Below are 25156 nucleotides of genomic sequence, written 5' to 3' on the forward strand. Positions count from 1 at the left end.
ACAGGTCGAGCGGCTCCCTCAACTGCCGAAATACCCCGCACAACACTTCTTGAATTTCTGCCCGCTGGCGCATGGGCAGGCATCGTTGCGTCCAGCCTTGAGTTGCACGGTGGGGTCAATGAAGTACCAGTGTCCGGCGTTCTGCACGAACGAGGAGCGCTCGCGGTGGCTGTGTTCACCGCCACCGTCATGCCAACGTGCGGTGAACGTGACGAACGCGTGTTCCGGCTGACCGCCGAATACCTCGGAGCTTTCCACCTCAAGGCCCAGCCAGGTGCTTTGCGCACTCCAGTCGCTGATGGACTGACGATCCAGGCCGGGCTGTTGGGCGGGCAGGGTGGTCCCCACCAGATAGTCGATCAGCCCCAGCACATAGGCGCTGTAGCGCGAGCGCATCAAGGCTTCGGCACACGGCGCCGGATGCCCGGCATGGTAATGGCCGCAGCAGGCGTCGAGCAGGGTGCCGCTGCCGCAAGGGCAAATGGATGTACTCATTGCGTTACCACCAATATTTCCCGAAGTTTTCCGGATTGGCCCAGAACCGCGAGTTGAGCCAGTCGGGCACCTGTTTATAGTCAAGCAGATCATAGGTGAACAGCGTCAGCACTTGTTCGTCGCGCTGGAAACGTTCACTGGCTTGCAAGGCCAGGGAAAAGAAATCCGTCTCCTGCCAACCGCTCGCCGGCAAATCCGCCAGCACCGCAATGCGACTGGCGTTCAGATTACGGATCCCGCCCAACAAATTCAGACCGTCGCGCTTTGGCAGGTGTTCAAGGCAATCGACCACCAGCGCCAGGTCAAACCGCCGCGCCGCCAGCTCAGCGGGCAACACGCCAGGTGCTGCATGCGCCACGCAGCTGTCCGGGTGCGCGAGCTTGAACGCCTCAAGCGCGGGAAATTCGCTGGCGCCGATCAACAACAGGCGCGCGGGGGCGTATCGATCAAGCAAAGCGGCCAACGCCTGCTGCGGCGTGCGCGAAGAAATACCTGCAATCATCAGAGATCCTCAATCAGAGCACCAAGACTAGCCTGCCCAAACGTCCGGGCCTAGAGCGTGTTTCCTCCAAAAGCGGCGATCTGCCGTGAACACGGGGCAAAACAGCAATGGCCTATTGCTGGCGGAGATTAAAACTCCGGTCTTTACTCCCTGAATCGGTTCTAAGCCGATCCCTCAGGAGAAAACTAGATGAGCATAGTTCGGACAGCATTACCCTTGGTTCTGCTAACCAGTGTGTTGACTGGTTGCGCAGGTTTGCAGAAAACCGACTGGCCGACCTGTGCGGCGGTCGGCGGTGTCATCGGTGCGGGTCTCGGTGCGACCGAGAGTTCGGCATGGGCGGGGTATGGCGCGCTGCTTGTCGGCGGCACGGCAGCAGCCTATTGCTGGGTTCACGGTGATGGAGACGAAGACGGCGATGGTGTGCCGGACAGTCGCGACAAGTGCCCGGGTACGCCTAGAGGCGTGAAGGTCGATGCTGACGGTTGCCCTCCACCGGTGCCTGCGCCAGTGGTCGAAGAAGCCGTAGTGGTCAAGGAAGAAGTTATCGTCATACGCGATGTTCACTTCCAGTTCGACAAAGCCACACTGACCCCTTCCGACAAAGATGTACTCAACACAATTGCCACTCGCCTGAAACAGGAAGCCAGCACCGCCCAGTTGACCGTGACCGGTCACACCGACAGCGTGGGCAGTGATGCCTACAACCAGAAACTGTCGGATCGTCGTGCGCACTCGGTGGTGGAATACCTGATTTCCCAAGGCGTGCCACGCAGCAGCTTCGTATCTGTGACCGGTGCCGGTGAAAGCCAGCCAGTCGCCGATAACAAAACCGCTGACGGTCGCGCGCAGAACCGTCGTACTGAAATCAAAATCAACCGCTAGGCCCCATCCGCTCCGCGGCTTGTGCAGTCGCGGATGCCGGTCTTTACTCCTGTGTAACCGGTATGGGCCGGTGACACAGGAGCTTTCCATATGAGCGTTCTCACACGGACCGTCTTGCCGGTTCTGCTAATAGGCAGCCTGTTGACCGGCTGCGCAACCCACAGCGATGGCACCGCCCCCCTCAATCAACGTACCTGGCCGATCTGCAGCGTCATCGGCGGACTGGTCGGCGGAGGCTTGGGCGCGATCAAAAGTGCCGGTTGGGCAGGCGGTGGAGCAGCGCTCGGTATCTTGACCGGTGGCTTGATCTGTTACGCCCAGGATGGCGATGAGGACGACGATGGTGTCTTCGATCGACGTGATCGTTGCCCCGATACCCCGGCCAATACCCCTGTCGAACATCATGGTTGTCCACTGCCGCAGTATCCGGCCAGCGTGAAACCTGTCGAAGTGGTGCAACCCGAAGTCATCACCCTGCCCGGCGACGTGCTGTTTGCCTTCAACAAGTCTGACCTGAGTGCCTCCGCGCAGAGTCAGCTGGATGCGCTGATGAGCAAACTGCAAAACGCCGATGTGGTGAGCATCAAGGTGATCGGCCACACCGATGGCGTGGGTTCGGATGAATACAACCAGGCACTCTCGGAGCGCCGCGCCAGCAGCGTGGCCGCCTATCTGTTGAGCCAGGGCCTGGCGCCGGACAAACTCACCAGTGAAGGCAAGGGCGAAAGCCAGCCGGTAGCCGACAACGAAACGGATGAAGGACGCGCAAAAAACCGTCGGGTTGAGTTGCACATTAATCGCTAAACCCCGAACTAGAGCCGTCGGATGATATTTCGATTGATCCGGCGGCCATTCGGCGGCCTTCATGAAGAATTTTCTGTTGCCCTCTGGCTTATCCCTCGCGGAAGCCGTTACTGTGCGCGCAAAGAATAATTCTCAACGGGGGGCGTATGAAGGTGATTTGGGGGCTGGGGAAGTTATTGACCCTGCTGTTCTGGCTGGTGGTGCTGGTCAATCTGCTGATGCCGTTTGTCAATCCGCTGCACCAGTTGGTCGATGTGGCCGGTGGCGCGTTGGCGTCCCTTCATCTTCTTGAGGCGGTGTTCTGTTTCCGCAGCCTCAGAGGTCGCGCCCACCCTTGGCGTGATCGCTTGAAGATCCTGTTTTTCGGCGTATTCCACCTGCAAACCCTCCCGGCTCCGACCGCATCGAAGGCTTCCCATGCGTAAATTCTGTCTGCTCGCCGCACTCATCAGCCCATTAGCCTGCGCTCAGGTGGTCAGTGTCGAAACCAATTCGTTGATGCGCCTGCCCAACACCGCCAGCACCTTGCAACTCGAACGCCTGGAAGTCGCCGATTACGGCACCTTGTTGATTCCTTCGAATGTGACTGAAGTGACCGTCGGCGAACTGCATCTGGGGCGTGAGGCGCGGATCGCCATTGTGCCGAGTGAACAGGCACTGGAATTGAAAGTCAGCCGGGCCGAGTTGTCCGAAGGCAGCCAGATCACGGCGCGTGGGGCGCCGGGGACGTACCTCAAGGCTGCCCGTTCGGGACGCAATCTGAATCTGCAGATCAAGGCACTGAATGCGCCGCAGTTGTCGGTAGACGCTCGCGGTGGCGCGGGCGCGCCAGGTTTTGTCGGCCTCGACGGGGCCAACGGTCAGGCACCGGGTTGCACCTGGGGCCAGGCGGGTCGCGGTGCCGATGGCAGCAATGGCAGTGATGGCCAGCCGGGTGCGCCCGGTGCGCTGGTCAGGCTGGAAGTGCCACGTGATTATCCGGTGGAACAGATCAAGGTTCAGGTGGCGGGCGGTGCCGGTGGCGTTGCGGGCCCTGGCGGTAAACCGGGTGCCGGCGGTAAGGCCAAGGGCTGCCTGGTGTACGAAGCTGATGGCGGAAAAAGCGGCCGCTCTGGTGTGGATGGCCAGCCCGGGCCTGCCGGTGCGGCGGGTGCGGTGACGGTTCAGCGGTTGTAAGAACTCCCGAGAACCCTGTGGCGAGGGAGCTTGCTCCCGCTCGGCTGCGAAGCAGCCGTGAAACCAAGCACCGCGCACTTTCGTGTGGATTGGGACGCTGGTTTTGGGGCCGCTTCGCGACCCAGCGGGACGGTGCGACGATTCGACAAGCTCCCTCGCCACAGGTGCGCTGTTTGCTTTAGAACATCGGTCTGGCCGCAGCAATCGCCACCAGCACCAACCCGACTATCAGATTGATCCCCACCAATTTGCGAATCTTCCCGAGCGTCGCGGCCCCGGTCGGCCAATCCTGCGCCGCCACCGCCGTGCGCAACTCCGGCAGCAGTAGCGCCTGAATTCGGATAAACAGCGCCGTCATCACCACGTACAACCCCATCATCACCTGCACATACCGTGGCGCGGCCTCAAACCCGGCGTACTGCAAATGAATCATCCCGACCCCACTGATCGGCAACAGCACCACCGCGACCCAGACCCAGCGGAAAAAACCTTGAAACACTTCCACCCACAGCTTCAACCGGGCAGGGCCCTCCAGAGCCTTCATCGCCGCAGGCCGCAAGACCATCCAGGCGAAAAACATGCCGCCCACCCACACCAGGGCGGACAGGACATGCAGGGTGTAAACGATGCCAAAAGGTGTCATTGAGGTACTCCGTTCTGCGCGGGATTAATTAGCGGGGTATGATAGCGGCCGATCCGAACCACTGAAAATTTATCCAGCGTTTTTTGCGCCCGACAAACCATGATCAGCACCGAACTCAAAACCACGATCCAGGGCGCCTACTCGCGTTTTCTTGAAGCCAAGAGCCTCAAACCGCGCTACGGCCAACGCCTGATGATCGCCGAAATTGCCAAAGTCCTCGGTGACATCGACACCGACGACGAAGGCCGGCGCAGTGGCGACCCCGCGATTGTCGCGGTGGAAGCCGGCACCGGTACCGGTAAAACCGTGGCCTACAGCCTGGCGGCGATCCCCACCGCCAAGGCGGCCGGCAAACGCCTGGTGATTGCCACGGCCACCGTGGCCCTGCAAGAGCAGATCGTCTACAAGGACTTGCCCGACCTGATGCGCAACAGCGGGCTGAATTTCAGCTTCGCCCTGGCCAAGGGGCGCGGGCGCTACATGTGCCTGTCCAAGCTCGACATGTTGCTCCAGGAAGGTCACGCGCAAACCGCCACGGCGCAGCTGTTCGAAGAAGAAGGTTTCAAGATCGAGGTCGACGAGGCCAGTCAGAAGCTGTTCACCAGCATGATCGAAAAACTCGCCGGCAATAAATGGGACGGCGACCGCGACAGTTGGTCCACCGCCCTGGAAGACGCCGACTGGGCGCGCCTGACCACCGATCACAGCCAGTGCACCAACCGTCATTGCCCGAACTTCGGCCAGTGCGCCTTCTACAAGGCCCGTGAAGGCATGGGCAAGGTTGACGTGATCGTCACCAACCACGACATGGTCCTAGCCGATCTGGCCCTGGGCGGCGGCGCCGTGCTGCCGGACCCGCGCGACACCATCTACGTGTTCGATGAAGGCCACCACCTGCCTGACAAGGCCATCGGTCACTTCGCCCACTACACGCGCCTGCGTTCCACCGCCGACTGGCTGGAAACCACCGCCAAGAACCTCACCAAACTGCTGGCCCAGCATCCATTGCCGGGCGACCTGGGCAAGTTGATCGAGCAGGTGCCGGAACTGGCCCGTGAGATCAAGACCCAGCAGCAATTCATGTTCAGCGCCTGTGAGCAGGTTGCCGATTTCAAACCCGGCGAAGACGTCGAAGGCCGCGAGCGGCCACGTCATCGCTTCGTCGGCGGGGTGATTCCCGAGCACATGCGCGAAATGGGCGTCGAGCTGAAGAAGGGCTTTGCCCGTCTCACCGACCTGTTCACCCGGCTCACCGAACTGCTCAAGGAAGGCATGGACGGCGAGGTCAACATCGGCATCGCCAGCAACCAGGCCGAAGAGTGGTATCCGCTTTTCGGCAGTCTGTTGTCGCGCTCTTCGGGCAACTGGGAGTTGTGGGTCGCGTTCACCGCCGAGGACCCGGAAGACAACCCGCCCATGGCTCGTTGGCTGACCCTGGCCGAAAGCGGTTCGCTGTTCGACATCGAGGTCAACGCCAGCCCGATCCTCGCGGCGGAAATGCTCCGTCGCAATCTGTGGAACGTGGCTTACGGCGCGCTGGTGACCTCGGCGACCCTGACCGCACTCGGCACGTTCGACCGCTTCCGCATGCGCGCCGGCCTGCCGAAAAAAGCCGTGACCGCCGTGGTCCCGAGCCCGTTCCATCACGCCGACGCCGGTGTGCTGCGAGTGCCGGACCTGAAAGCCGATCCCCGTGATGCACCGGCGCACACCGCGGCGATCATCCGTGACCTGCCGCAACTGGTGGAAGGTTCGCGCGGCACCCTGGTGCTGTTCTCCTCGCGCAAACAGATGCAGGACGTGTTCGACGGTCTGGACCGCGACTGGCGCAAGCAAGTGTTCATTCAAGGCAACCTGTCGAAACAGGAAACCCTGAACAAGCACAAGGCGCGGGTCGATGGCGGAGACTCCAGCGTGCTGTTCGGCCTGGCGAGTTTTGCCGAAGGGGTCGACTTGCCCGGCGCGTATTGCGAGCACGTGGTGATCGCGAAGATTCCGTTCTCGGTACCCGACGATCCTGTCGAAGCGGCGCTTGCCGAGTGGATCGAAGCCCGTGGCGGCAATCCGTTCATGGAAATCTCCGTGCCGGATGCCTCGCTGAAACTGGTCCAGGCCTGCGGTCGCTTGCTGCGCACCGAAGAAGACCGCGGCACCATCACCCTGCTGGATCGGCGCCTGGTTACCCAGCGTTATGGCAAAGCGATCCTCAACGCATTGCCGCCATTCCGTCGCGAAATTTCCTGAAACACCGGTGGGCTTTTTAGCCCGCCGCGTTGTCTATCTTTCAGCCACCGATTTTCCATTGGCCCATTTGGTCGTTAGGGAGAACCACGTTCCTATGATTCGCCGTTCGTTGCCTGCTGTTTTCGCCTTGATCTTCTCAGCCCCTTTGCTGGCAGCCCCTGCCGGCCAACAGACGCTGTTCAACTTTGTGCGCCCCGCTGACGTGGTCCAAGTGGCGACTCAGGATGCCAGCCTGCCGCAATCCAATGCGGAGCAAACGGCCGAAGGCGAAGTGTTGCGTCGAGTGACGTTCAACCCGGTGGCGCAACCGACCTTGCGCCTCACCCCGCAAACCGGTGCCTGGGACTGGTCGCAGTCAGGCGTCATGAGCTTGCGGATCCAGAGCGCGATGGACTGGGCAGTGACCCTGTACGTGAAAATCCAGAGCAACGATGGCAAGACGTTGATCAGTCGTGTCGATTTTCCGGCCGGACCAGCGCAGACCTTGCTGGTGCCGCTGCAACCCAGTTCGCCGCTGAGCCTGGGCATGAAAGCCGGACCGCCGATGCCGATGACATTTGATGGCCAGCGCGTCTTGCTGGCCAGTAGCGCCGGTGAGCTGGATCGCAGCCAGGTGGTGTCGGTCACGTTGTCGATGGATCAGCCGAAAGTGGCCCAAAGTGTCTTGCTTGAGCGATTCGGTGTGCAGGACGGTGAAGCGGTGACCAAGGCCGCGTATGGCGGCCTGGTGGACGCCTACGGTCAATCGACCCGGGCCAAATGGCCAGAGAAGGTCGGCAGCGATGAGCAACTGAAAAGCGCGGCCGCCAAAGAACAGCAACAAACCAAAATCTGGCTCGCCGAGCGCCAGAAGTTGTCCCTGGACAAATTCGGTGGCTTGAACAAAGGCCCGGCGTTCAAGGCCAGCGGTTTTTTCCGCACTGAAAAGCGTGACGGACGTTGGTATCTGGTGACCCCGGAAGGGCATCCGTTCTATTCGCTGGGGGTCAACACCGTGACCCCGGACGTCAACCAGACCTACGTCGCCGGCCGCGAGTGGATGTTTGAATCCCTGCCAAAACCGGAAGAGCCGATGGCCAGCCATTATGGCGAAGGCGACAACCGTGGCGGCAACGGTGCCGATCAGGGCCGTGGCTATAACGCCGGTCGCTGGTACGACTTCTATGGCGCTAACTTGCAGCGCCTGTATGGCGAACCTTGCGCGCTGGGCAGCGATACCAAGGCAGGTGTCGCCGAAGCGGCCAAGGCCGATGCGGTCGAGGCAACGGCCGATAAGGCGGCTGAGCAACCGGTCGCGCCTACGACTGCCGAATCCGGTGTCGCCGAAGCCGCCAAGACCGGCGCAGTCGAAGCGGCTGCTGCGAAAGCCGTTGAGCAAGCCCCCGCCGAACCCTGCAAAGCAGTGGTGGATGAAAAACGCTGGGCCAGCCACACCCTGGATCGCCTGCAAGCCTGGGGTTTCAACACCGTCGGCAACTGGAGCGCCCCGGCGCTGGCCAATGCTGACCGTGTGCCGTACACCCTGCCGCTGTCGATCGTCGGCGATTACGCCAGCATCAGTACCGGCACCGACTGGTGGGGCGGTATGCCCGACCCGTTTGACCCGCGTTTCGCCATGGCCACCGAACGGGCCGTGGCCATCGCCGCCCGCGACCATCGCGACGATCCATGGTTGATCGGTTACTTCGCCGACAACGAACTGGCTTGGGCCGGCCCCGGCGACGATCCGAAAGCCCGTTACGCGTTGGCCTATGGCACGTTGAAAATGACCACCGACGTGCCGGCCAAACGTGCGTTCCTCAAGCAATTGCGTGACAAGTATCGCAACCAGGCCGGCCTTTCCAAGGCCTGGGGCATCGACTTGCCAGCCTGGGAACTGATGGAAGACCCGGGCTTCGTACCGCCGCTGCCAAGCGCCGAACATCCGGAAATCGAGGCCGATTTCAAATACTTCCAGAAGGTCTTCGCCGATACCTACTTCAAGACCCTCTCCGATTCGCTCAAGTGGCACGCGCCGAATCAGCTGTTGCTGGGCGGTCGCTTTGCCATCAGCACCCCGGAAGCCGTGGAGTCCTGCGCGCAGTACTGCGACGTGCTGAGCTTCAACATGTACACCCTGCAACCGCAAGACGGCTATGACTTCGCCAAATTACGCAGCCTGGACAAACCGGTGCTGATCACCGAGTTCAACTTCGGCTCCGCCGATCGCGGCCCGTTCTGGGGCGGCGTCACGCAATTGGCCAAGGAAGAAGACCGTGGGCCGGCGTATGCCAACTTCCTCAAACAAGCGCTCAGTGAACCGTCGATTGTCGGCGTGCACTGGTTTCAATACCTCGATCAACCCGTGACCGGCCGTCTGCTGGATGGCGAGAACGGTCACTTTGGTCTGGTGGGCATTACCGATCTGCCGTTCCAGGGTTTCGTCGATAGCGTGCGCAAGAGCAACCTGGCGACCGTCGATCATTTGGGTAAAGAGGCCGAGAAGGCCAGGGCTGAAGCGGATAAAGCCAGCCATGAAGGCGAGGGCGGCAGAAAAGCTGACGCCGGCAAAGGTGCGGGGCAGGGCGCCGGCCATGCGGGCGGGCATTCGGCCAACAGCCACTGAGTCCTGCTGGACCGCGTTATCGTTCTTCGCGGGCAAGTCGGATCGCCGCCCGCTCGCTCCTACAGGTCCGTGCGATTCGTAGGAGCGAGGCTTGCCCGCGAAGGCACCCTCAAAGGCACAACAAATTTCTGATCCAATCCATGGGCAACCGACCGCCCAGCCCGCACCTGTTCCCAAATCCCCCAAGGGCTGGAACAATGCGGACCACTTTGTAGAGTTCGGGGAGTTGCGGGTGCAGATTCAGGGTCATTACGAGCTTAAGTTTGAAGCGGTACGTGAAGCTTTCGCGGCGCTGTTCGACGATCCTCAGGAACGTGGCGCGGCGTTGTGCATCCGGGTCGGTGGCGAAACCGTCCTCGACCTCTGGGCCGGTACTGCCGACAAGGATGGCCTGGAAGCCTGGCACAGCGACACCATCGCCAACCTGTTCTCCTGCACCAAGACCTTCACCGCCGTCACGGCCCTGCAATTGGTGGCCGAAGGCAAGTTGCAACTGGATGCCCCGGTGGCTCGCTACTGGCCCGAATTCGCCGCCGCCGGCAAAGAGTCCGTCACTTTGCGTCAGTTGCTCTGCCATCAGGCCGGTCTGCCGGCGCTGCGCGAGTTGCTGGCGCCCGAAGCGCTTTACGACTGGTACACCATGGTCGATGCCCTGGCCGCTGAAACACCTTGGTGGACACCGGGCGAAGGCCACGGTTACGCGGCGATCACCTACGGCTGGCTGGTAGGCGAATTGCTGCGTCGTGTCGACGGTCGTGGGCCGGGCGCATCGATTGTGGCGCGGGTCGCAAAGCCTTTGGGGCTGGATTTCCACATTGGCCTGACGGACGAAGAGTTCCACCGCGTGGCGCACATCGCCCGTGGCAAGGGCAATGTTGGCGATGCGGCGGCCCAGCGCTTGCTGCAAGTGACCATGCGTGAGCCGACCGCCATGACCACCCGGGCTTTCACCAACCCGCCGTCGATCATGACCAGCACCAACAAACCCGAATGGCGCCGGATGCAACAACCGGCCGCCAACGGCCACGGTAACGCCCGCAGCCTCGCTGGTTTCTACGCCGGCCTACTCGACGGCAGCCTGCTGGAAAGCGAAATGCTCGAGGAGCTGACCCGCGAACACAGCCTGGGCGAAGACAAGACTTTATTGACCCGGACCCGTTTTGGCCTGGGTTGCATGCTCGATCAACCGGATGTTCCCAATGCGACCTACGGCCTCGGCTCACGGGCATTCGGCCACCCGGGCGCTGGCGGCTCCATCGGTTTTGCTGACCCGGAACACGATGTCGCCTTCGGTTTTGTGACAAATACCCTGGGGCCGTACGTCTTGATGGATCCACGCGCGCAAAAGCTTGCGCGAGTACTGGCCACTTGTCTGTAAAACGCACTCTCGGGCTCCAGGGCCGGAACCCGAAGGCCTTTATGGTTTCCAAGCGTCTGTTTATCCGGGTCACCCGGCCTGATTTTTTATGACTTCATTTTTGTGGATATCCAATGTCATTCAATAAAACCACCCTTGCCTTGGCCCTGTGCGTCGCTATCACCGGTTGTGCACAGACTCCACAAAGTGATTCCGATGGCAGCAGCTGGTGGCCGTTCGGCTCCTCCGACAAAGTCGCCGCCAAAGATTCCGCCCCGGCACCCACTCCGGCTCCCGCGCCGCTGAAACCTGCCGCCACAGCTCCAGTGGCCAAGGCTGAAAGCTCCAGCCCATGGTACTGGCCGTTCGGTTCCGATGAAGTGGCCGACAAAAAACCGGAAGTAAAAGCAGAAGCCAAGCCTGTCGAAGCCTCCAAACCTGTGGAAGTGGCAAAGGCTGAAGCCGATGCCGGTGGCAAATGGTGGTGGCCGTTCGGTGGTAAAGAACAACCGACCGCCAAAGCTGTGCCGATGCCGGATCCTAAAGTCACCCAGGCCTGGCTCGACGATTACGAGCCGCGCCTGCGCGACGCGATCAAGGACAGCAACCTGAAGCTTGAGCGCCGTGAAAACGTGTTGGTGGTTATCGCGCCGGTAGAAGGCTCGTTCAACCCGGACCGTCCGGCCATGTTGCTGCCGGTGACCCTCGGCCCGTTCACTCGCGTTGCGAAAATCCTTGAAGTCGATCCCAAGACTGCCGTGCTGGTACTGGGTCACAGCGACACCTCGGGCGCAGCACCGGCCAACGTCAAGCTGAGCCAGGAGCGTGCACAGGCCGTGGCCGCGATCTTCCGCCTCAGCGGTTTGCAGCGTGATCGTCTGATGCTGCGCGGCATGGGTGGCGAAGCCCCGCGTGCTGCCAACGACAGCAATGAAGGTCGTGCCTTGAACCGTCGTGTGGAATTGCTGGTGACTCCGCAGAACACCATGGTCGCGCTGCTGAGCAAGTACAACATGCCAGCGCCGGCGCCAGTGAAGATGGTCGCTGCCACGGACGTCAAGCCAGTGGTCAAGCCGGTTACTCCAGCGCCAGCCGCGAAGAAAGCGGTTGTACCTGCTGCGAAAAAAGCCCCGGCCAAGAAAGCGGCCAAGGCTCCAGCCAAGAAAGCACCGGCTAAAACGGCAACGCCTGCGAAAAAAACGGCGCCAGCCAAAGCCGCAGCGGCCGACAAGAAAGTCGTTGCCGCCGATGCGGACAAAAAGTAATTCGTTAACCAAAAGGAATGCGCCATGACCCAGGGCCTGGCTGATATGCGTCGCGACTACACCCGTGATGGCCTGACCGAGGCGCAAGCCCCGGCCGAGCCGTTCGGGTTGTTCCATCAGTGGTTTGCCGACGCGGTGAAAACCGAGCAACCGCCGGTGGAGGCCAATGCCATGACCCTGGCCACGGTCGATCAGGACGGTCGACCGCATTGCCGCATTTTGCTGCTGAAAGGCCTGGACGAAGAGGGCTTCACCTTCTTCACCAACTACGACAGCGCCAAAGGCCAGCATCTGGCGGCGAACCCGTTCGCCGCCATGACGTTTTTCTGGCCGACCCTGGAGCGTCAGGTGCGCATTGAAGGGCGAGTGGTGAAGGTCACGGCTGAAGAGTCCGACGCCTATTTCCAGGTCCGCCCGCTGGGCAGTCGTCTCGGTGCCTGGGCTTCGCCCCAGAGCCGCGTGATTGCCGATCGCGCTGAACTGGAAGCGCTGCTCAAGAACACCGAGCAACGCTTCAGCGACACTCAACCGCACTGCCCGGAACACTGGGGCGGTTACCGCTTGCTACCCGAGCGCATCGAGTTCTGGCAAGGCCGTCCGAGCCGCCTGCACGATCGCCTCAACTACCGTCAGCAAGGCGCCGACTGGATTCTTGAACGTCTGGCACCTTAAGCAGTCTACCGATCGGGATAGCCCGCCGCAGCGGCTTCAAGCCACTGCGGCAGGTCCCGGCGCTTGACCTTCTGCGCCCGAGCGCTCGCCAGTTGCTCGAGCATGAACGCCTTTTTCTGCTCGTCTTTACCCGCCAGAGCCAACGCCAGATCGCGGTCCATCCAGCGTTTGATCCGCACGTACAGCCACCAATGGAAGTACAAACCGGCGACAGTGGTGACGACAATGATGAAGTAATCCATGAAAATCCTTGGGTCGGTGGCGCAGATTTTTCAATTTGCCGCTACTGTGTGGTGAGTCCGAGGCGCCTGTACCGGGCCTGAATGAAACCATTTTTATCCGGGTGATGACGTGACAGGCGTCAAGCTGCGGAGTTTAATGAATACCTGTCCTTTGGAGTTGATGCTATGCGTAAGTCTGTTCTGCTGGTTGCTTCCTTTTCCACGATGGCGATGTTGCTCACTGGCTGCCAATCGAGCCTGACCGGTGACTCCTACTCCCGTGACGAAGCGCGTCGTGTGCAGACCGTTCGCATGGGCACCATCGAATCCCTGCGTCCGGTGAAAATCGAAGGCACCAAGACCCCGATCGGCGGCCTCGCCGGTGCGGCAGTCGGTGGTGTTGGCGGCAGCGCTATCGGCGGCGGTAAAGGCAGCATCGTCGCTGCAGTCATCGGCGCCGTGGCTGGTGGGCTGATCGGTTCGGCCACTGAAGAAGGCCTGACCCGCGCCCAAGGCGTCGAAATCACCGTGCGTGAAGACGACGGCAGCATGCGCGCCTATGTGCAGCAGGTTCAGGAGAATGAAGTGTTCCGTGTGGGCGAGCGGGTGCGGATTGCTACTGTTGATGGGACTAGCCGCGTTTCGCACTAAGCGGGAACGAGCGGTAAAAGAAAACCCCGATCAGGTGAACTGGTCGGGGTTTTTGTTTGTTTGAGGATTATCACGGCGCGGCGCGGGCGCCTATGAAATATTCCAGCCCCTCTGGGAAGTCGACTTTTAGTAGTTTTGCAACCTGTAGGAGTTGAGCACCTGTCAGCTCCAATTCTCCAGGCTCTATGTCTTCCAGTTTTTTTGACTCGGTCAATTGAGCCAATGTCTGGTTCATCTCATAGTCTTTGATGGTCAGTTGGAACTGCAATGAATCATCTTGTTTTTTTTCAGGGTAAAAACCGGTGATGGATAGATAGCGCATAATTTTTCTCTTCAGTTTTTTGAGGTTCTTCTCCCAGGCTTTGCCTTTTTAGTTCGTTCGCCGGTTAACTCCCATAATTGGATGTTTCATGGCTTTTTTTTGATGACTAGTTATTTTTTGGTAAAAAAACGACTGGCTTCTCTCACCATTCTTTCCGATATCGAAACGCAATCTGGTAGTCGAAAGCGGAAATATCAATTTGATGGTTGAATAGAGGTTGAATCTCAGGAATCCAAGCCACCAAGACATCGAATCCTCCGTCGTATATCTCGCTTTCCGCCATCAAACCCAACGCTGCGATTATTGAGCCGTCATCGCCAAGGTCCGCGGAGTATTCCTTTCCGTCCGCTATTTCCGTTTCCTTGTCATACCAGTCCAATCTGACTTTCAGTCCCATGTAGTCCTCACAAGTACTTTTTAATGCTTCGGTTTTTCTTGGGTAGATCTATTTGCTCACCCGTTTTGTGATCGAACGAGCCAAGATGACTTCCATCGCTTGCACGATAGGCTTCTAGCTCTCCATGCAAAGAGTCCCATTCATAGATGGTTCGGCCTTTGGCATCAATCCAACGTTCTCGAAGGCCTCCGCCTCCTTGTCGTGGCGTCTTCTTCTTCGCATCGCGCAAGCCTGAAAATCCGGTGATTTCTTCTGTTTCGGGCGCGGAGTGATAGTCGTGATCGGGGTTAGGAAGTTTTCGTCCTGAAACACTAACCACAATGTAAACCGGCTTCACCCCCGACCCCACCGGAAACACAAGAATGAAATCCTTGTAATCAGGCGGATAAACCGGATTCACGATAATGCTGTCAGCCGCTTTCGTCGGTGGATAAACCCAAATATGCGGCGCTTGCGGTGCAGCCTCCAGCGCTGGAATACCAAGGATGTCCGAACCATCCACAGCCGGTGTCCAGATCAGCTCAATCCCATCCCCCAGATTCGCCACCTGCTGACTCTCGCGCAGTGTGAACTGCACAACATCAACCATTTCCCAGTCGCGGTTCTTGCCGGTGTAGAAAGCGTATCCCTTGAGGCTGCCATCAGCCTGTTGTTCCACTCGCAGGCGAACGCGAGTCCTGGCCTGTTTCAAGGCGCGCAGCTGATCTTCTGTATAGAGCGCACTGTCGCCCAGGCTTGGCGTCCAGAACAGCGCGACCACCGTGGCCAATGCGGTGGACCCAGCAGCGCCTAGTACGACGGCCGGAGCGACCAGCGCCGGAGCACGAAGCGCCATTCGGCCAATGCCAAGCGAAACGGTACTGCCGCTGATGGTTTCGAGATTCAGCAGCCCGGCATCGTTTGCTTCACGGGCACCAAGCCAGGCGACTTCCCCGTAATCCTTGAGGCTGTCGGTGGGCACCATGCCCGAAGGGTTCGAGTAATCGATGATGGCGTCCGGCAGCTTGCAGGACTTGGCGAAGACGCATCCGGCACGAACGGACTTGTCCTTTTTTGCGACGACCTCACGGCTGCGCTCGAAGGCGTCTTGCCTGGCGAGTATCGCATCGTAAGCGTTTTGTCGGGCGTCCCGTTCGGCCAGTTCGGTGGCCGTCATGAAGCGGTGAGTGACGTGATGTCCGTCGCCGGACGGCGGGTTTTTAACCCTGGGGATTTCCTTGTTGCCAGCCACTGATCTTCCTTGCGTTCGTACGTCGGCAGCCCCCAGAAAGGGACTGTGCGACGTTAACGAACGGGGCTAATCGTGGCTGTAGGACGAATCCTGGATGTCGTTAAGAGTGTTCTCTATCACTCAGGATTGCAGCGCGATGCGCTTGCGACTCGCGGCCGCCGTCACCGCATAACCGATCAAGGCCGCCAGAATCGAACCGGTCAGAATGCCCATCCGGTCCATCCCGGCGTATTCGCTGACACCCGGCTCAAACGCCAGGGAACCGACAAACAGGCTCATGGTGAAGCCAATCCCGCACAGGATCGCCACACCCAGCACCTGGCCCCAGTTGGCACCTTGGGGCAAGGCGGCGATGCCGATTTTCACGGCCAGCCAGGTCAGGCCGAACACGCCGAGGGTTTTGCCCAGCAGCAGGCCCACCGCAATGCCCATTGGCACATGGTGGGTGAAGCTTTCCATGGTCACGCCACTCAGGGACAGGCCAGCGTTGGCGAAGGCGAACAGCGGCAGGATGCCGTAGGCGACCCATGGATGCAGGGCGTGTTCGAGGGTCAGCAGCGGCGACGGCTCGGCGTTTTTTGTACGCAATGGAATGCAGAACGCCAGGGTGACACCGGCCAGTGTCGCGTGGACACCGCTCTTGAGCACGCAGACCCAGAGGATCAAGCCGATGATCATGTACGGCCCGAGTTTGACCACGCCGAGCCGGTTCATCGCGATCAACGCAACGATGCAGCTTGCGGCCAACGCCAGGGAAAGCGTCGAAAGGGTGCCGGAATAGAAGATCGCAATGACGATGATTGCGCCGAGGTCGTCGATGATCGCGAGGGTCATCAGGAACAGTTTCAGCGACACCGGCACGCGTTTGCCCAGCAGGGCGAGGACGCCGAGGGCGAAGGCGATGTCGGTGGCCATCGGGATGGCCCAGCCACTCAGGGCGGCCGGGTTGTCACGATTGAGAAACCAGTAGAACAGCGCCGGAACGACCATGCCGCCAATCGCTGCCGCGCCGGGCAGGACGATCTGCGACGGTTTCGACAGTTGACCGTCGAGGACTTCGCGCTTCACTTCCAGGCCAATCAGAAGGAAGAACAGGGCCATCAGGCCGTCGTTGATCCACAGCAGCGCCGGTTTGGCGATTTGCAGCGCACCGACCTGCGCCACCACGGGCGTGTCCAGAAAACTGCTGTAAAGCCACGACAACGGGGAGTTGTTGATGATCAAAGCCAGGGCTGCCGCAGCGATCAATAACAGACCGCTGGCAGCTTCCAACTGAAAGAAACGCGTGAAAGTGCTACGCAGAGGCAAGGTCGCTCTCCATCGAATAATCAAAAAGGTGGCACACCCTAACCCGTACCGTTAGTTGTTAAAACAAAAGTTATATTCTTTTTTGTTATATGCCGTTACAACGCGAAGGGCCGGCACGGACCTGAGCCTAGCAGTTGCCAGACGTATTGGGCCTCAGCTGTATCTGTGCGTAACGTGGGATTTTTCCTAAGCTTATTGGCTGAGCCTTGCGACAAGGCCGACTCTTGTCCGATTCAACGAGAAAACCATCATGAGCGACAACCGACAGTGGGCCCGCGAAGCCATCCGGATCATCGAGGCCGACTTCCAGCGCAGCGCCGACACCCACCTGATCCCCTTGCCGCTGCCGGGTTTTCCGGGTATCGAGTTGTATTTCAAGGATGAGTCCAGCCACCCCACCGGCAGCCTCAAGCACCGACTGGCGCGCTCGTTGTTCCTCTACGCCTTGTGTAACGGCTGGCTCAAACCCGGCGCGCCGGTGATTGAAGCGTCCAGCGGTTCGACGGCGATTTCCGAAGCCTACTTCGCCAGGTTGCTGGGGTTGCCGTTCATTGCGGTGATGCCGGCGACCACGTCCAAAGAGAAGATTGCGCAGATCGCTTTTTACGGCGGCAAGAGTCATCTGGTCGACGATCCGACGCAGATCTACGCCGAGTCTGAGCGTCTGGCTCGCGAGCATGACGGGCATTTCATCGATCAGTTCACCTACGCCGAACGTGCCACCGACTGGCGGGCGAACAACAACATTGCCGAGTCGATCTTCCAGCAAATGCGTTTCGAACGGCACCCGGAACCGAGCTGGCTGATTTCCAGCCCCGGCACCGGCGGCACCACCGCGACCCTCGGTCGATACGTGCGTTATCGCCAGCATTGCACCCGCGTGTTGTGCGCCGATGCCGAGCGTTCGGTGTTCTTCGATTACTACAAGACCGGCGATGCCACGCTGCGACTGGATCATGGTTCGCGGATCGAAGGCATTGGCCGGCCACGGGTCGAGGCTTCGTTTTTGCCCAAGGTGATTGATGCGATGGTCAAGGTGCCGGACGCGTTGTCGCTGGCGGCGATGCATTACCTGGCTCAACATTTGGGACGGCGTGTTGGTGGGTCGAGCGGGACCAACCTGATCGGCGCCTTGATGGCGGCGGGGCAGATGGCGGCGGCGGGGGAGTCGGGGTCGATCGTGGCGATTCTGTGCGATGGCGGCGAGCGTTATGAGACCAGCTATTACGATCAGGACTGGCTGAAGGCTCAGGGATATGAGTTGAGTGGGTTGATGGATGTTGTCGCGGCGAGTGTCGAGCGTGGTGAGCCTTTGCCAGCCACCGTGCTGCGCGCCAACATTTAAAGACACACACACTATCCCTGTAGGAGCGAGGCTTGCCCGCGAAGAACGATAATGCGGTCTTTCAGGAAGACCGCGTCAACTTCTTCGCGGGCAAGCCTCGCTCCTACGGGTTTTTTGGTGTGTCAGAAAATGCCGATCAAGCTTCCAGGCCGAGGATATCGCGCGCCACGGCTTCGGCGATGCGAATGCCATCGACACCCGCCGACAGAATCCCGCCCGCATAACCCGCGCCTTCACCCGCCGGGAACAGACCCTTCACATTCAGGCTCTGCATCGATTCGTTACGGGTAATCCGCAGCGGCGACGAGGTGCGTGTCTCGATCCCGGTCAACACGGCATCGTGCAGCGAGTAGCCGCGAATCTGTTTCTCGAACGCCGGCAAGGCTTCACGAATCGCTTCAATCGCGAACGCGGGCAGAGCCAGCGCCAGATCACCCAAGGCAACGCCTGGTTTGTAGGACGGTTCAACGCTGCCCAACTCGGTGGACGGCTTGCCCGCAATGAAATCGCCGACCAGTTGCGCCGGCGCTTCGTAGTTGCTGCCGCCCAGCACAAAGGCGTGGGATTCCAGGCGTTCCTGCAACTCGATACCCGCCAGCGGGCCGCCCGGGTAATCGACTTCCGGGGTGATCCCGACGACGATCCCGGAGTTGGCATTGCGCTCGTTACGCGAGTACTGGCTCATGCCGTTGGTGACCACGCGACCCGGCTCGGACGTTGCCGCCACCACGGTGCCACCCGGGCACATGCAGAAGCTGTAGACCGAACGACCGTTCTTGGCGTGGTGCACCAGTTTGTAGTCGGCAGCCCCGAGTTTCGGGTGGCCGGCGTATTTGCCCAAGCGCGCACGGTCGATCAGCGACTGCGGGTGTTCAATGCGGAAACCCACCGAGAACGGCTTGGCTTCCATGAACACGCCACGCCCGTGGAGCATGCGGAAAGTGTCCCGGGCGCTGTGGCCCAAGGCAAGAATCACGTGTTTGGAATGAATCTGTTCGCCGCCATTGAGTTCGACGCCGACCAGTTGGCCGTCCTCGATCAACACGTCGGTGACCCGCTGCTGGAAGCGCACTTCGCCGCCCAGCGCACGAATCTGCTCACGCATGTTTTCCACAACGCCGGTCAGACGGAACGTACCGATGTGCGGTTTGCTGACGTAGAGGATTTCTTCCGGCGCACCGGCCTTGACGAACTCGTGCAGGACTTTGCGACCGATGAATTTCGGGTCCTTGATCTGGCTGTAGAGCTTGCCATCGGAGAACGTCCCCGCGCCGCCCTCGCCAAATTGCACGTTGGACTCAGGGTTGAGCACGCTTTTACGCCACAGGCCCCAAGTGTCTTTAGTGCGCTGGCGCACTTCGGTGCCACGTTCGAGGATGATCGGCTTGAAGCCCATTTGCGCGAGCAGCAGCCCGGCGAAAATCCCGCACGGACCAAAACCCACGACGACGGGACGTTGCTCGAGATCAGCCGGCGCCTGGCCGACAACCTTGTAGCTGACATCCGGCGCCACGTTGACGTTACGGTCATCGGCGAATTTGTGCAGCACCGCCGCCTCATCGCGAACGTTGAGGTCGATGGTGTAGATGAAGCACAGTTCAGAGGATTTTTTGCGCGCATCGTAGCTGCGCTTGAACAAGGTGAAATCGAGCAGGTCATCGCTGGCGATGCCCAGGCGCTGCACGATGGCAGGGCGCAGGTCTTCTTCGGGATGGTCGATCGGCAACTTGAGTTCGGTGATTCGTAACATGACAGGATCCGGTTCGCGGGGCGCACAACTGCGCCAAGGCGTTTGAAGGCGCCGATTATAAGCCCCAAACGCCGTTCCCGTGAGGCAAAAGCGATCAGTCGTTACGCGCGCCGCCGAAATACCCGCAACCGCGTTGCACTTGGCCATCGATGCGCAACTCGGCGCGCATGTGCTGGACGCTGCCGGTGGTGCTGTCGACGCAACGTTGCGGCGCGACCCACAGTTCGATGTGCTGGTTATTGGCTTCGGTGCTGAGATTGAAACGGCCATCGCCCAGCTGTTCTTCAACGTACGGCAGGGCCAAGGGTGGCTGGCCGGCGCGGTCGATGACCATGCCTTTGCCGCTGACTTTGACGTTCCATTCCGGCGAGTGGCCGGCGGCGCGCAGGATCAGCAGTTTGAAATTGGGGTCATCGCACGCGGTACCCGAACGTTCGACGCGGTACAACTGCTCCAGGTCGAGCCGGCTATCGGCAACGATGTTCCCACGCACGTCGGCGAACAGCTTGCCCTGAGCATCGGCGAGGGACGCAGCCTCTTGCAGGACGCTGGTGCCGCCGGTGTCATTGACCACATAACTGCGCTGCTCATTGCACGGCTGGAACAGCAACGTGCCATCCGCCGCCGTCAACTGACCCTGCATGCGGGTCTGGCCCACGTGGGAGGCGTTTTCGCGCGGGCCATCCAGCAACTGACAGGCAGCGAACAATGGAAGCAGGGCAACAAGGACTAAGGAACGGGCAACACGCATCTTTGGCTCTCCAGACAAGTGCCGCCACGTTACGCAGCCTGACCGTTCATCACAACCCCAGCGATGTTCGATCTCCTGTAGGAGCGAAGCTTGCTCGCGAAGGGGCCAGTACATCCAGCATCGTCATGAACGACAGATCGCTTTCGCGAGCAAGCTTCGCTCCTACGGTGAGGGTGGTGTGTCAGCCGACGTGAAAGGTCTGGCCGGTCTGTAGGCCCTCTACGCTTTTGGCGTAGGCCAATGCCACATCTACTGCGGGAACCGGCTTGTAGCCACGGAAGTACGGTGCATAGCTGCCCATGGCTTCGACCAGCACGGTCGGGCTGATCGAGTTCACTCGCATGCCGCGAGGCAGTTCAATGGCCGCCGCACGAACGAAGCTGTCCAGCGCACCGTTGACCAATGCGGCCGAGGCACCGCTGCGAATCGGGTCGTGGCTGAGCACGCCAGTGGTGAAGGTGAACGAGGCGCCGTCATTGGCGAATTCACGTCCGATCAGCAGCAGGTTGACCTGGCCCATCAGCTTGTCCTTCAGGCCCAGCGCAAAACTTTCTTCGGTCATTTCATCCAGCGGCGCGAAAGTGACGTTGCCCGCAGCGCAGATCAGGGCATCGAACTTGCCGGTTTGCTCGAACAGCTTGCGGATCGAGGCGCTGTCGCTGATATCAACGTTGAAGTCGCCGCTGTTACGGCCGATGCGGATGATGTCGTGACGCTGGGACAGCTCTTTGTCGACCGCTGAACCGATGGTGCCGCCTGCGCCTATCAAAAGAATTTTCATCGTGCTGTTCCTCGAAGTGGTTGAACGAGGTTGCAGTCTAGAGTGGTTTTTTCTGTTGATAAGCGCGCTAATAGGCAATCTTTGGTTTTCAAATGGAAACAATCCATGAGCGAGATGGATGATCTGGCGGCGTTCGCGGTGTTGATCGAAGCGGGCAGTTTCACCTTGGCGGCGCAGCAATTGGGGTGCAGCAAGGGGCAGCTGTCCAAGCGCATCAGCCTGCTGGAAACCCGGTTTTCCGTGGTCCTGCTGCAACGCACCACCCGCCGTTTGAGTTTGACGGCGGCAGGCGCGGCGCTGTTGCCACAAGCCCAGGCGCTGGTCGTACAAGTCGAGAAGGCGCGTCAGGCATTGGCGCGTTTGAAGGACGACATGGCCGGGCCGGTGCGCATGACGGTTCCCGTATCGCTGGGGGAAACCTTCTTCGATGGCTTGTTGCTGGAGTTTTCCCGCCAGTATCCCCAAGTGCAGATCGAGCTGGACCTCAACAACAGCTTTCACGATTTGTCCCGAGACGGTTTTGACCTGGCCATCCGATCGGAAGTGGCCAATGACCAACGACTGGTCGCGCGTCCGCTGTTGGCCTGGCACGAAATGACCTGCGCCAGCCCGGCGTATCTCGAACAGTACGGTGAGCCGCAGACGCCCCAGGCGTTGGCCGAGCATCGCTGCCTGCTCAACAGCCATTACAGTGGTCGCGAAGAATGGCTTTATCACCAGCAGCACGAATTGCTGCGGGTGCGTGTCTCGGGGCCGTTTGCCAGCAATCACTACAACCTGCTGAAAAAAGCCGCACTGGCCGGCGCCGGCATTGCGCGGTTGCCTTCTTACCTGCTGCAAGCGGAATTGGCTGACGGACGATTGCGCTGGCTCCTGCGTGATTATCAGACGCGGAGCATGCCGATGTACCTGGTTCATCCGTATCAGGGCGGCCTGCCAAAACGCACTCAAGTGTTGGCGGACTACCTGATCGACTGGTTCAAACGCAGCGGCGAGGCGTTGGCGCGTCTTCAGCAATAGCCACTCCCCCCAATCCCTGTAGGAGCGAGCCTGCTCGCGATAGCGGTGTGACATTCAGTAATGATGCTGACTGACACTCCGCTATCGCCGGCAAGCCGGTCTCACTCCTACAGGGGGCTGCGTTAGCGGGTGAAATGTCGGGCAATCAGGTGATCAATCGACAATTTCCCCGGCCCGGTCGCCATCAGGTACAGCAACACGGCCGCCCAAGTGCCATGGGTTGGATAAGCATCGGGGTACACAAACAGTTGAATGATCAGGGTCATGCCCAGCAGGGCCAACGCCGAGAACCGCGTGGCAAAGCCGATCAGGATCAGCATAGGGAAGAAATGCTCGGCGAAGGCTGCCAGGTGCGCCGCCAGTTCCGGGGACAGCAACGGCACGTGGTACTCGCTCTGAAATAGCGGGATGGTCGAGTCCGCCAGGTGTGGCACGCCCAGCTGGAAGGAGCCGTCGAACAGGTCGATGGCCAGGCCTTCGACCTTGGTTTGCCCGGATTTCCAGAACACCGCAGCGATGGAGAAGCGCGCGATAAAGGCGATCAGGCTGTGGGGGATCATTTCCAGCAAAGCGATGGCGCGGGCGATGGGGTTCTGTGATTCAGTCCGGGTGTTCATGGCGATACCTTGTTTTTGTGTAAGTCGTTGATGGCGTTACGGCTGATCAGCAGCGCCAGGGTTTGACTGAGGTCGAAGGCGGGGGCCGCTTCCAGCGCCTGCATCAGTGACTGGCCGTTTTGCAGGTTCTGAATGAATGCGCTGGCACCCTGTTCTATGGCAAATACTTCAACGTCCAGACCGTTGCGCAGCACCAGCGCGTGTTGTCTCTGGTTCAGATCAATCCCCGCCAGCGTCGCTTCCTGTTGATGTGCAGTCCAGATCGCGACCACGGCGTAAGCTGAATTCAACAGGTTGAGGGAGGGATGAAGTTCGACGGTGAGCTCGCTCAGGGCTAGCGGATCGGCGAGTGCTGCGGCGATCTGCTCATGGTCCATGGGTTGCGCATCGGCCGCGTGATAGGCCATGACTCGCAGGCGCTCCAGTCGGGCGATATCAGCCAGATAAGGCACGCTGGCCGCGGGCGCAAAGCCTTCGATGAAGGCTGCGAAATCATCGCCGTAGCCATTCATCAAAGGGCTGCGGGGCGGGGTGCTTTGCACATAGATCCCGGCCATGGCGCGGAAAAACTCTTCGCCAACCAATTGCAAAACCACAGGGTAACTGTCCGCCAATGCGTTGATCAGCGAGCTCTGCACATTGTTGCGGTACACCGCAAAACGGCTGGCCGGATCGGCGCCATTGACGCTTAGTAATCCGTCGGGGCACGGCAGTTGCGGATCGAGCAGGGCGGCGGCGAAATCGGCTTGATTGCTCATGGCCGGCCCTCGGCGCACAGCAACAACTCATCGGCCTGACGCGCTTCGGCGTGCAGTACGCTGAAGGCCGGCAACTGATTGTCGCGTTCGATCAATGTCGCCATCGGACCGACGCGCTCCAGCACTTGCACGTACAGCGCCCACACGGCGTTGTCGATGGGCGCACCGTGATCATCGATCAGCAGACGGTCACCGAGGCTGTCGGTGTCTTCGGCAAATCCGGCCAGATGAATTTCACCGACGGCGTGAAGGGGCAGGGCGTCGATGTAGGCCAAAGGATCGCGTTGATGATTGATGCTCGACACATAGACGTTGTTCACGTCCAGCAACAACCCGCAACCGGTGCGGCGAATGACTTCGCTGATGAAGTCGGCTTCGTCGATCGTCGAATGCTTGAACGACAGGTACGTCGCTGGGTTCTCCAGCAGCATTGGGCGTTTGAGCGTGGTCTGCACCTGATCGATGTGTTCGCAGACGCGGTTCAGCGTGGTGTTGTCGTAGGCCAGCGGCAGCAGGTCATTGAGGAACTCCGGGCCATGGCTGGACCAGGCCAGGTGTTCGGAAAAGGAGTGGGGTTGATAGCGCTCGATCAGCTCGGCAAGGCGTTGCAGGTGTTGAAGGTCCAGCGGACCTTCGGCACCGATGGACAAACCAACGCCATGCAGCGACAGCGGATACTGCTCGCGGATCAACCCCAGATAGTGATGAAAAGGGCCGCCGGCCACCATGTAGTTTTCGGCGTGGACTTCGAAGAAACCGATGTCCGGTTGTGAACCGAGCACTTCACGAAAGTGCCCGGTCTTGAGCCCCAGCCCGGCGCGGGGCGGGAGCCCGAACGGTGAATTGTTCATGGTCGACACTCAGGCTGGGAGACGGATCAGGCTTTGGCTTTGAAGGCTTCCATCTGACCGAAACCGGTCGGCGAGGTCTTGCTTTCGGTGGTGGCGCAGGTGCCTTTCGGAACCAGTTTCCAGGCGTTGGGCTGGTAGTCGGTTTTCGCGGTGCCTGCACACGTGGTGCCAGCGCCGGCCGCGCAATCGTTATGACCTTTCATGGCCACGCCGAAGCATTTTTCCATGTTGCTGTTGTCGGCGGCCTGGACGGTGGAGACAGCGGCCATGCTCAGCGCAGAACCAAGGGCCAGAACGAGGGCGGTGGCGGACAGGGTGCGGGTGGTAGCAGTCATGATGTTTCTCCGAAAGTGGTCTTGGTTTGGCAAGCGTTTGTGCTTGCTTACCCCACTAGAGAGAGGTCATCGCGATGCGTTACAGCCGCGCTCAATCTTTTTTTTAGTGCACTGATCATTCCCATGCTTTGTGTGGATTGCGTGATCAACAAACGGGCTCAAATAACCAA

General features: G+C 60.1%; 27 protein-coding genes. 12 read left to right on the top strand and 15 right to left on the bottom strand.

Going from position 1 to position 25156, the window contains the following annotated elements:
- Positions 1-18 precede the first annotated feature (18 nt).
- Both ACYZTY_RS04770 and ACYZTY_RS04775 read right to left on the bottom strand, forming a co-directional pair.
- Positions 19-495 (bottom strand): YchJ family protein, encoded by a 477-nt coding sequence (locus ACYZTY_RS04770; protein ID WP_461957505.1) that lies wholly within the window; start codon positions 493-495, stop codon positions 19-21.
- Positions 496-499: 4 nt separating this feature from the next.
- The gene (locus ACYZTY_RS04775) at positions 500-997 is read right to left on the bottom strand and encodes a DUF6231 family protein (protein WP_461957506.1); all 498 of its coding nucleotides are present in this window, start codon (positions 995-997) and stop codon (positions 500-502) included.
- A gap of 189 nt (positions 998-1186) precedes the next feature.
- Between ACYZTY_RS04775 and ACYZTY_RS04780 the strand changes: the two genes are divergently transcribed.
- The 4 genes from ACYZTY_RS04780 (at position 1187) to ACYZTY_RS04795 (ending at position 3862) form a co-directional block, all read left to right on the top strand.
- Entirely contained in the window at positions 1187-1882 is a 696-nt protein-coding gene (locus ACYZTY_RS04780; protein ID WP_461957507.1) for an OmpA family protein, read from the top strand.
- A 90-nt stretch (positions 1883-1972) separates the two neighbouring features.
- The gene (locus ACYZTY_RS04785) at positions 1973-2686 is read left to right on the top strand and encodes an OmpA family protein (RefSeq protein ID WP_461957508.1); all 714 of its coding nucleotides are present in this window, start codon (positions 1973-1975) and stop codon (positions 2684-2686) included.
- A 146-nt stretch (positions 2687-2832) separates the two neighbouring features.
- Entirely contained in the window at positions 2833-3111 is a 279-nt protein-coding gene (locus ACYZTY_RS04790; RefSeq protein WP_461957509.1) for a DUF1145 domain-containing protein, read from the top strand.
- Complete coding sequence (locus ACYZTY_RS04795; RefSeq protein ID WP_461957510.1) at positions 3104-3862, top strand: collagen-like triple helix repeat-containing protein; 759 nt, start codon at positions 3104-3106, stop codon at positions 3860-3862. Before ACYZTY_RS04790 ends, ACYZTY_RS04795 begins: the two co-directional genes overlap by 8 nt.
- Before the next feature lie 178 nt (positions 3863-4040).
- Here the strand turns inward: ACYZTY_RS04795 and ACYZTY_RS04800 are convergent, their stop codons facing one another.
- On the bottom strand, positions 4041-4505 hold the full coding sequence (locus ACYZTY_RS04800; protein WP_102594168.1) for a CopD family protein: 465 nt from the start codon (positions 4503-4505) through the stop codon (positions 4041-4043).
- A 99-nt stretch (positions 4506-4604) separates the two neighbouring features.
- Here ACYZTY_RS04800 and dinG point away from each other — a divergent pair, with 99 nt between their 5' ends.
- From dinG to pdxH, 5 genes are all read left to right on the top strand, one after another.
- The gene (dinG, locus tag ACYZTY_RS04805) at positions 4605-6749 is read left to right on the top strand and encodes an ATP-dependent DNA helicase DinG (RefSeq protein ID WP_017336806.1); all 2145 of its coding nucleotides are present in this window, start codon (positions 4605-4607) and stop codon (positions 6747-6749) included.
- Positions 6750-6843: 94 nt separating this feature from the next.
- Positions 6844-9354 (top strand): beta-galactosidase, encoded by a 2511-nt coding sequence (locus tag ACYZTY_RS04810; RefSeq protein WP_461957511.1) that lies wholly within the window; start codon positions 6844-6846, stop codon positions 9352-9354.
- A 232-nt stretch (positions 9355-9586) separates the two neighbouring features.
- Positions 9587-10732: a serine hydrolase domain-containing protein gene (locus ACYZTY_RS04815; protein ID WP_461957512.1), complete on the top strand. Its 1146-nt coding sequence runs from the start codon at positions 9587-9589 to the stop codon at positions 10730-10732.
- A gap of 113 nt (positions 10733-10845) precedes the next feature.
- A complete protein-coding gene (locus ACYZTY_RS04820) occupies positions 10846-11976 on the top strand; it encodes an OmpA family protein (RefSeq protein WP_461957513.1) in 1131 nt (376 codons plus the stop codon).
- A gap of 24 nt (positions 11977-12000) precedes the next feature.
- On the top strand, positions 12001-12648 hold the full coding sequence (gene pdxH, locus ACYZTY_RS04825; RefSeq protein ID WP_461957514.1) for a pyridoxamine 5'-phosphate oxidase: 648 nt from the start codon (positions 12001-12003) through the stop codon (positions 12646-12648).
- 5 nt (positions 12649-12653) lie between these two features.
- Here the strand turns inward: pdxH and ACYZTY_RS04830 are convergent, their stop codons facing one another.
- Positions 12654-12890, bottom strand: a complete 237-nt coding sequence (locus ACYZTY_RS04830) for a hypothetical protein (protein WP_461957515.1) — start codon at positions 12888-12890, stop codon at positions 12654-12656.
- Between the two features lie 165 nt (positions 12891-13055).
- On the opposite strand from ACYZTY_RS04830, the gene ACYZTY_RS04835 reads away from it, so the two are divergent.
- A complete protein-coding gene (locus ACYZTY_RS04835) occupies positions 13056-13520 on the top strand; it encodes an outer membrane lipoprotein (protein ID WP_461957516.1) in 465 nt (154 codons plus the stop codon).
- Between the two features lie 70 nt (positions 13521-13590).
- On the opposite strand, the gene ACYZTY_RS04840 is transcribed toward ACYZTY_RS04835, so the two are convergent.
- The 4 genes from ACYZTY_RS04840 to nhaA all read right to left on the bottom strand — a co-directional run bounded on the left by ACYZTY_RS04840 (position 13591) and on the right by nhaA (position 16778).
- Positions 13591-13842: a pyocin S6 family toxin immunity protein gene (locus tag ACYZTY_RS04840; RefSeq protein WP_461957517.1), complete on the bottom strand. Its 252-nt coding sequence runs from the start codon at positions 13840-13842 to the stop codon at positions 13591-13593.
- A 142-nt stretch (positions 13843-13984) separates the two neighbouring features.
- Positions 13985-14239: a colicin E3-like toxin immunity protein gene (locus tag ACYZTY_RS04845; RefSeq protein WP_083374882.1), complete on the bottom strand. Its 255-nt coding sequence runs from the start codon at positions 14237-14239 to the stop codon at positions 13985-13987.
- Positions 14240-14246: 7 nt separating this feature from the next.
- Positions 14247-15470: a colicin E3/pyocin S6 family cytotoxin gene (locus ACYZTY_RS04850; protein ID WP_461957518.1), complete on the bottom strand. Its 1224-nt coding sequence runs from the start codon at positions 15468-15470 to the stop codon at positions 14247-14249.
- A 120-nt stretch (positions 15471-15590) separates the two neighbouring features.
- The gene (nhaA, locus tag ACYZTY_RS04855) at positions 15591-16778 is read right to left on the bottom strand and encodes a Na+/H+ antiporter NhaA (protein WP_461957519.1); all 1188 of its coding nucleotides are present in this window, start codon (positions 16776-16778) and stop codon (positions 15591-15593) included.
- Positions 16779-17025: 247 nt separating this feature from the next.
- Here nhaA and ACYZTY_RS04860 point away from each other — a divergent pair, with 247 nt between their 5' ends.
- Entirely contained in the window at positions 17026-18123 is a 1098-nt protein-coding gene (locus ACYZTY_RS04860; protein ID WP_461959253.1) for a PLP-dependent cysteine synthase family protein, read from the top strand.
- 136 nt (positions 18124-18259) lie between these two features.
- On the opposite strand, the gene ACYZTY_RS04865 is transcribed toward ACYZTY_RS04860, so the two are convergent.
- The 3 genes from ACYZTY_RS04865 to ACYZTY_RS04875 form a co-directional block, all read right to left on the bottom strand.
- On the bottom strand, positions 18260-19873 hold the full coding sequence (locus tag ACYZTY_RS04865) for an NAD(P)/FAD-dependent oxidoreductase (RefSeq protein ID WP_461957520.1): 1614 nt from the start codon (positions 19871-19873) through the stop codon (positions 18260-18262).
- A 94-nt stretch (positions 19874-19967) separates the two neighbouring features.
- On the bottom strand, positions 19968-20624 hold the full coding sequence (locus ACYZTY_RS04870) for a COG3650 family protein (protein WP_461957521.1): 657 nt from the start codon (positions 20622-20624) through the stop codon (positions 19968-19970).
- A gap of 181 nt (positions 20625-20805) precedes the next feature.
- On the bottom strand, positions 20806-21405 hold the full coding sequence (locus ACYZTY_RS04875; RefSeq protein ID WP_461957522.1) for a short chain dehydrogenase: 600 nt from the start codon (positions 21403-21405) through the stop codon (positions 20806-20808).
- Positions 21406-21510: 105 nt separating this feature from the next.
- On the opposite strand from ACYZTY_RS04875, the gene ACYZTY_RS04880 reads away from it, so the two are divergent.
- Positions 21511-22425, top strand: a complete 915-nt coding sequence (locus ACYZTY_RS04880) for a LysR family transcriptional regulator (protein WP_461957523.1) — start codon at positions 21511-21513, stop codon at positions 22423-22425.
- 122 nt (positions 22426-22547) lie between these two features.
- Here ACYZTY_RS04880 and ACYZTY_RS04885 read toward each other — a convergent pair whose 3' ends face one another.
- The 4 genes from ACYZTY_RS04885 to ACYZTY_RS04900 are packed head-to-tail and all read right to left on the bottom strand — an operon-like array spanning position 22548 to position 24986.
- Positions 22548-23042, bottom strand: coding sequence for a DoxX family protein (locus ACYZTY_RS04885; protein WP_461957524.1), 495 nt, complete (start codon positions 23040-23042; stop codon positions 22548-22550).
- Positions 23039-23800: an HvfC/BufC N-terminal domain-containing protein gene (locus tag ACYZTY_RS04890; protein ID WP_461957525.1), complete on the bottom strand. Its 762-nt coding sequence runs from the start codon at positions 23798-23800 to the stop codon at positions 23039-23041. Before ACYZTY_RS04890 ends, ACYZTY_RS04885 begins: the two co-directional genes overlap by 4 nt.
- Entirely contained in the window at positions 23797-24651 is an 855-nt protein-coding gene (gene bufB, locus ACYZTY_RS04895) for an MNIO family bufferin maturase (RefSeq protein ID WP_461957526.1), read from the bottom strand. The genes ACYZTY_RS04890 and bufB overlap by 4 nt, the downstream gene beginning before the upstream one ends.
- Before the next feature lie 26 nt (positions 24652-24677).
- A complete protein-coding gene (locus tag ACYZTY_RS04900; protein ID WP_109628303.1) occupies positions 24678-24986 on the bottom strand; it encodes a BufA1 family periplasmic bufferin-type metallophore in 309 nt (102 codons plus the stop codon).
- Positions 24987-25156 lie beyond the last annotated feature (170 nt).

The organism is Pseudomonas sp. LB1P83 (assembly GCF_054897885.1).

What these genes read in the sequence shown, in the direction of transcription:
- ACYZTY_RS04770 (WP_461957505.1), bottom strand. Translation starts at nt 495, where the DNA reads ATGAGTACATCCATTTGCCCTTGCGGCAGCGGCACCCTGCTCGACGCC.
- ACYZTY_RS04775 (WP_461957506.1), bottom strand. Translation starts at nt 997, where the DNA reads ATGATTGCAGGTATTTCTTCGCGCACGCCGCAGCAGGCGTTGGCCGCT.
- ACYZTY_RS04780 (WP_461957507.1), top strand. Translation starts at nt 1,187, where the DNA reads ATGAGCATAGTTCGGACAGCATTACCCTTGGTTCTGCTAACCAGTGTG.
- ACYZTY_RS04785 (WP_461957508.1), top strand. Translation starts at nt 1,973, where the DNA reads ATGAGCGTTCTCACACGGACCGTCTTGCCGGTTCTGCTAATAGGCAGC.
- ACYZTY_RS04790 (WP_461957509.1), top strand. Translation starts at nt 2,833, where the DNA reads ATGAAGGTGATTTGGGGGCTGGGGAAGTTATTGACCCTGCTGTTCTGG.
- ACYZTY_RS04795 (WP_461957510.1), top strand. Translation starts at nt 3,104, where the DNA reads ATGCGTAAATTCTGTCTGCTCGCCGCACTCATCAGCCCATTAGCCTGC.
- ACYZTY_RS04800 (WP_102594168.1), bottom strand. Translation starts at nt 4,505, where the DNA reads ATGACACCTTTTGGCATCGTTTACACCCTGCATGTCCTGTCCGCCCTG.
- dinG (WP_017336806.1), top strand. Translation starts at nt 4,605, where the DNA reads ATGATCAGCACCGAACTCAAAACCACGATCCAGGGCGCCTACTCGCGT.
- ACYZTY_RS04810 (WP_461957511.1), top strand. Translation starts at nt 6,844, where the DNA reads ATGATTCGCCGTTCGTTGCCTGCTGTTTTCGCCTTGATCTTCTCAGCC.
- ACYZTY_RS04820 (WP_461957513.1), top strand. Translation starts at nt 10,846, where the DNA reads ATGTCATTCAATAAAACCACCCTTGCCTTGGCCCTGTGCGTCGCTATC.
- pdxH (WP_461957514.1), top strand. Translation starts at nt 12,001, where the DNA reads ATGACCCAGGGCCTGGCTGATATGCGTCGCGACTACACCCGTGATGGC.
- ACYZTY_RS04830 (WP_461957515.1), bottom strand. Translation starts at nt 12,890, where the DNA reads ATGGATTACTTCATCATTGTCGTCACCACTGTCGCCGGTTTGTACTTC.
- ACYZTY_RS04835 (WP_461957516.1), top strand. Translation starts at nt 13,056, where the DNA reads ATGCGTAAGTCTGTTCTGCTGGTTGCTTCCTTTTCCACGATGGCGATG.
- ACYZTY_RS04840 (WP_461957517.1), bottom strand. Translation starts at nt 13,842, where the DNA reads ATGCGCTATCTATCCATCACCGGTTTTTACCCTGAAAAAAAACAAGAT.
- ACYZTY_RS04845 (WP_083374882.1), bottom strand. Translation starts at nt 14,239, where the DNA reads ATGGGACTGAAAGTCAGATTGGACTGGTATGACAAGGAAACGGAAATA.
- ACYZTY_RS04865 (WP_461957520.1), bottom strand. Translation starts at nt 19,873, where the DNA reads ATGTTACGAATCACCGAACTCAAGTTGCCGATCGACCATCCCGAAGAA.
- ACYZTY_RS04870 (WP_461957521.1), bottom strand. Translation starts at nt 20,624, where the DNA reads ATGCGTGTTGCCCGTTCCTTAGTCCTTGTTGCCCTGCTTCCATTGTTC.
- ACYZTY_RS04875 (WP_461957522.1), bottom strand. Translation starts at nt 21,405, where the DNA reads ATGAAAATTCTTTTGATAGGCGCAGGCGGCACCATCGGTTCAGCGGTC.
- ACYZTY_RS04880 (WP_461957523.1), top strand. Translation starts at nt 21,511, where the DNA reads ATGAGCGAGATGGATGATCTGGCGGCGTTCGCGGTGTTGATCGAAGCG.
- ACYZTY_RS04885 (WP_461957524.1), bottom strand. Translation starts at nt 23,042, where the DNA reads ATGAACACCCGGACTGAATCACAGAACCCCATCGCCCGCGCCATCGCT.
- ACYZTY_RS04890 (WP_461957525.1), bottom strand. Translation starts at nt 23,800, where the DNA reads ATGAGCAATCAAGCCGATTTCGCCGCCGCCCTGCTCGATCCGCAACTG.
- bufB (WP_461957526.1), bottom strand. Translation starts at nt 24,651, where the DNA reads ATGAACAATTCACCGTTCGGGCTCCCGCCCCGCGCCGGGCTGGGGCTC.
- ACYZTY_RS04900 (WP_109628303.1), bottom strand. Translation starts at nt 24,986, where the DNA reads ATGACTGCTACCACCCGCACCCTGTCCGCCACCGCCCTCGTTCTGGCC.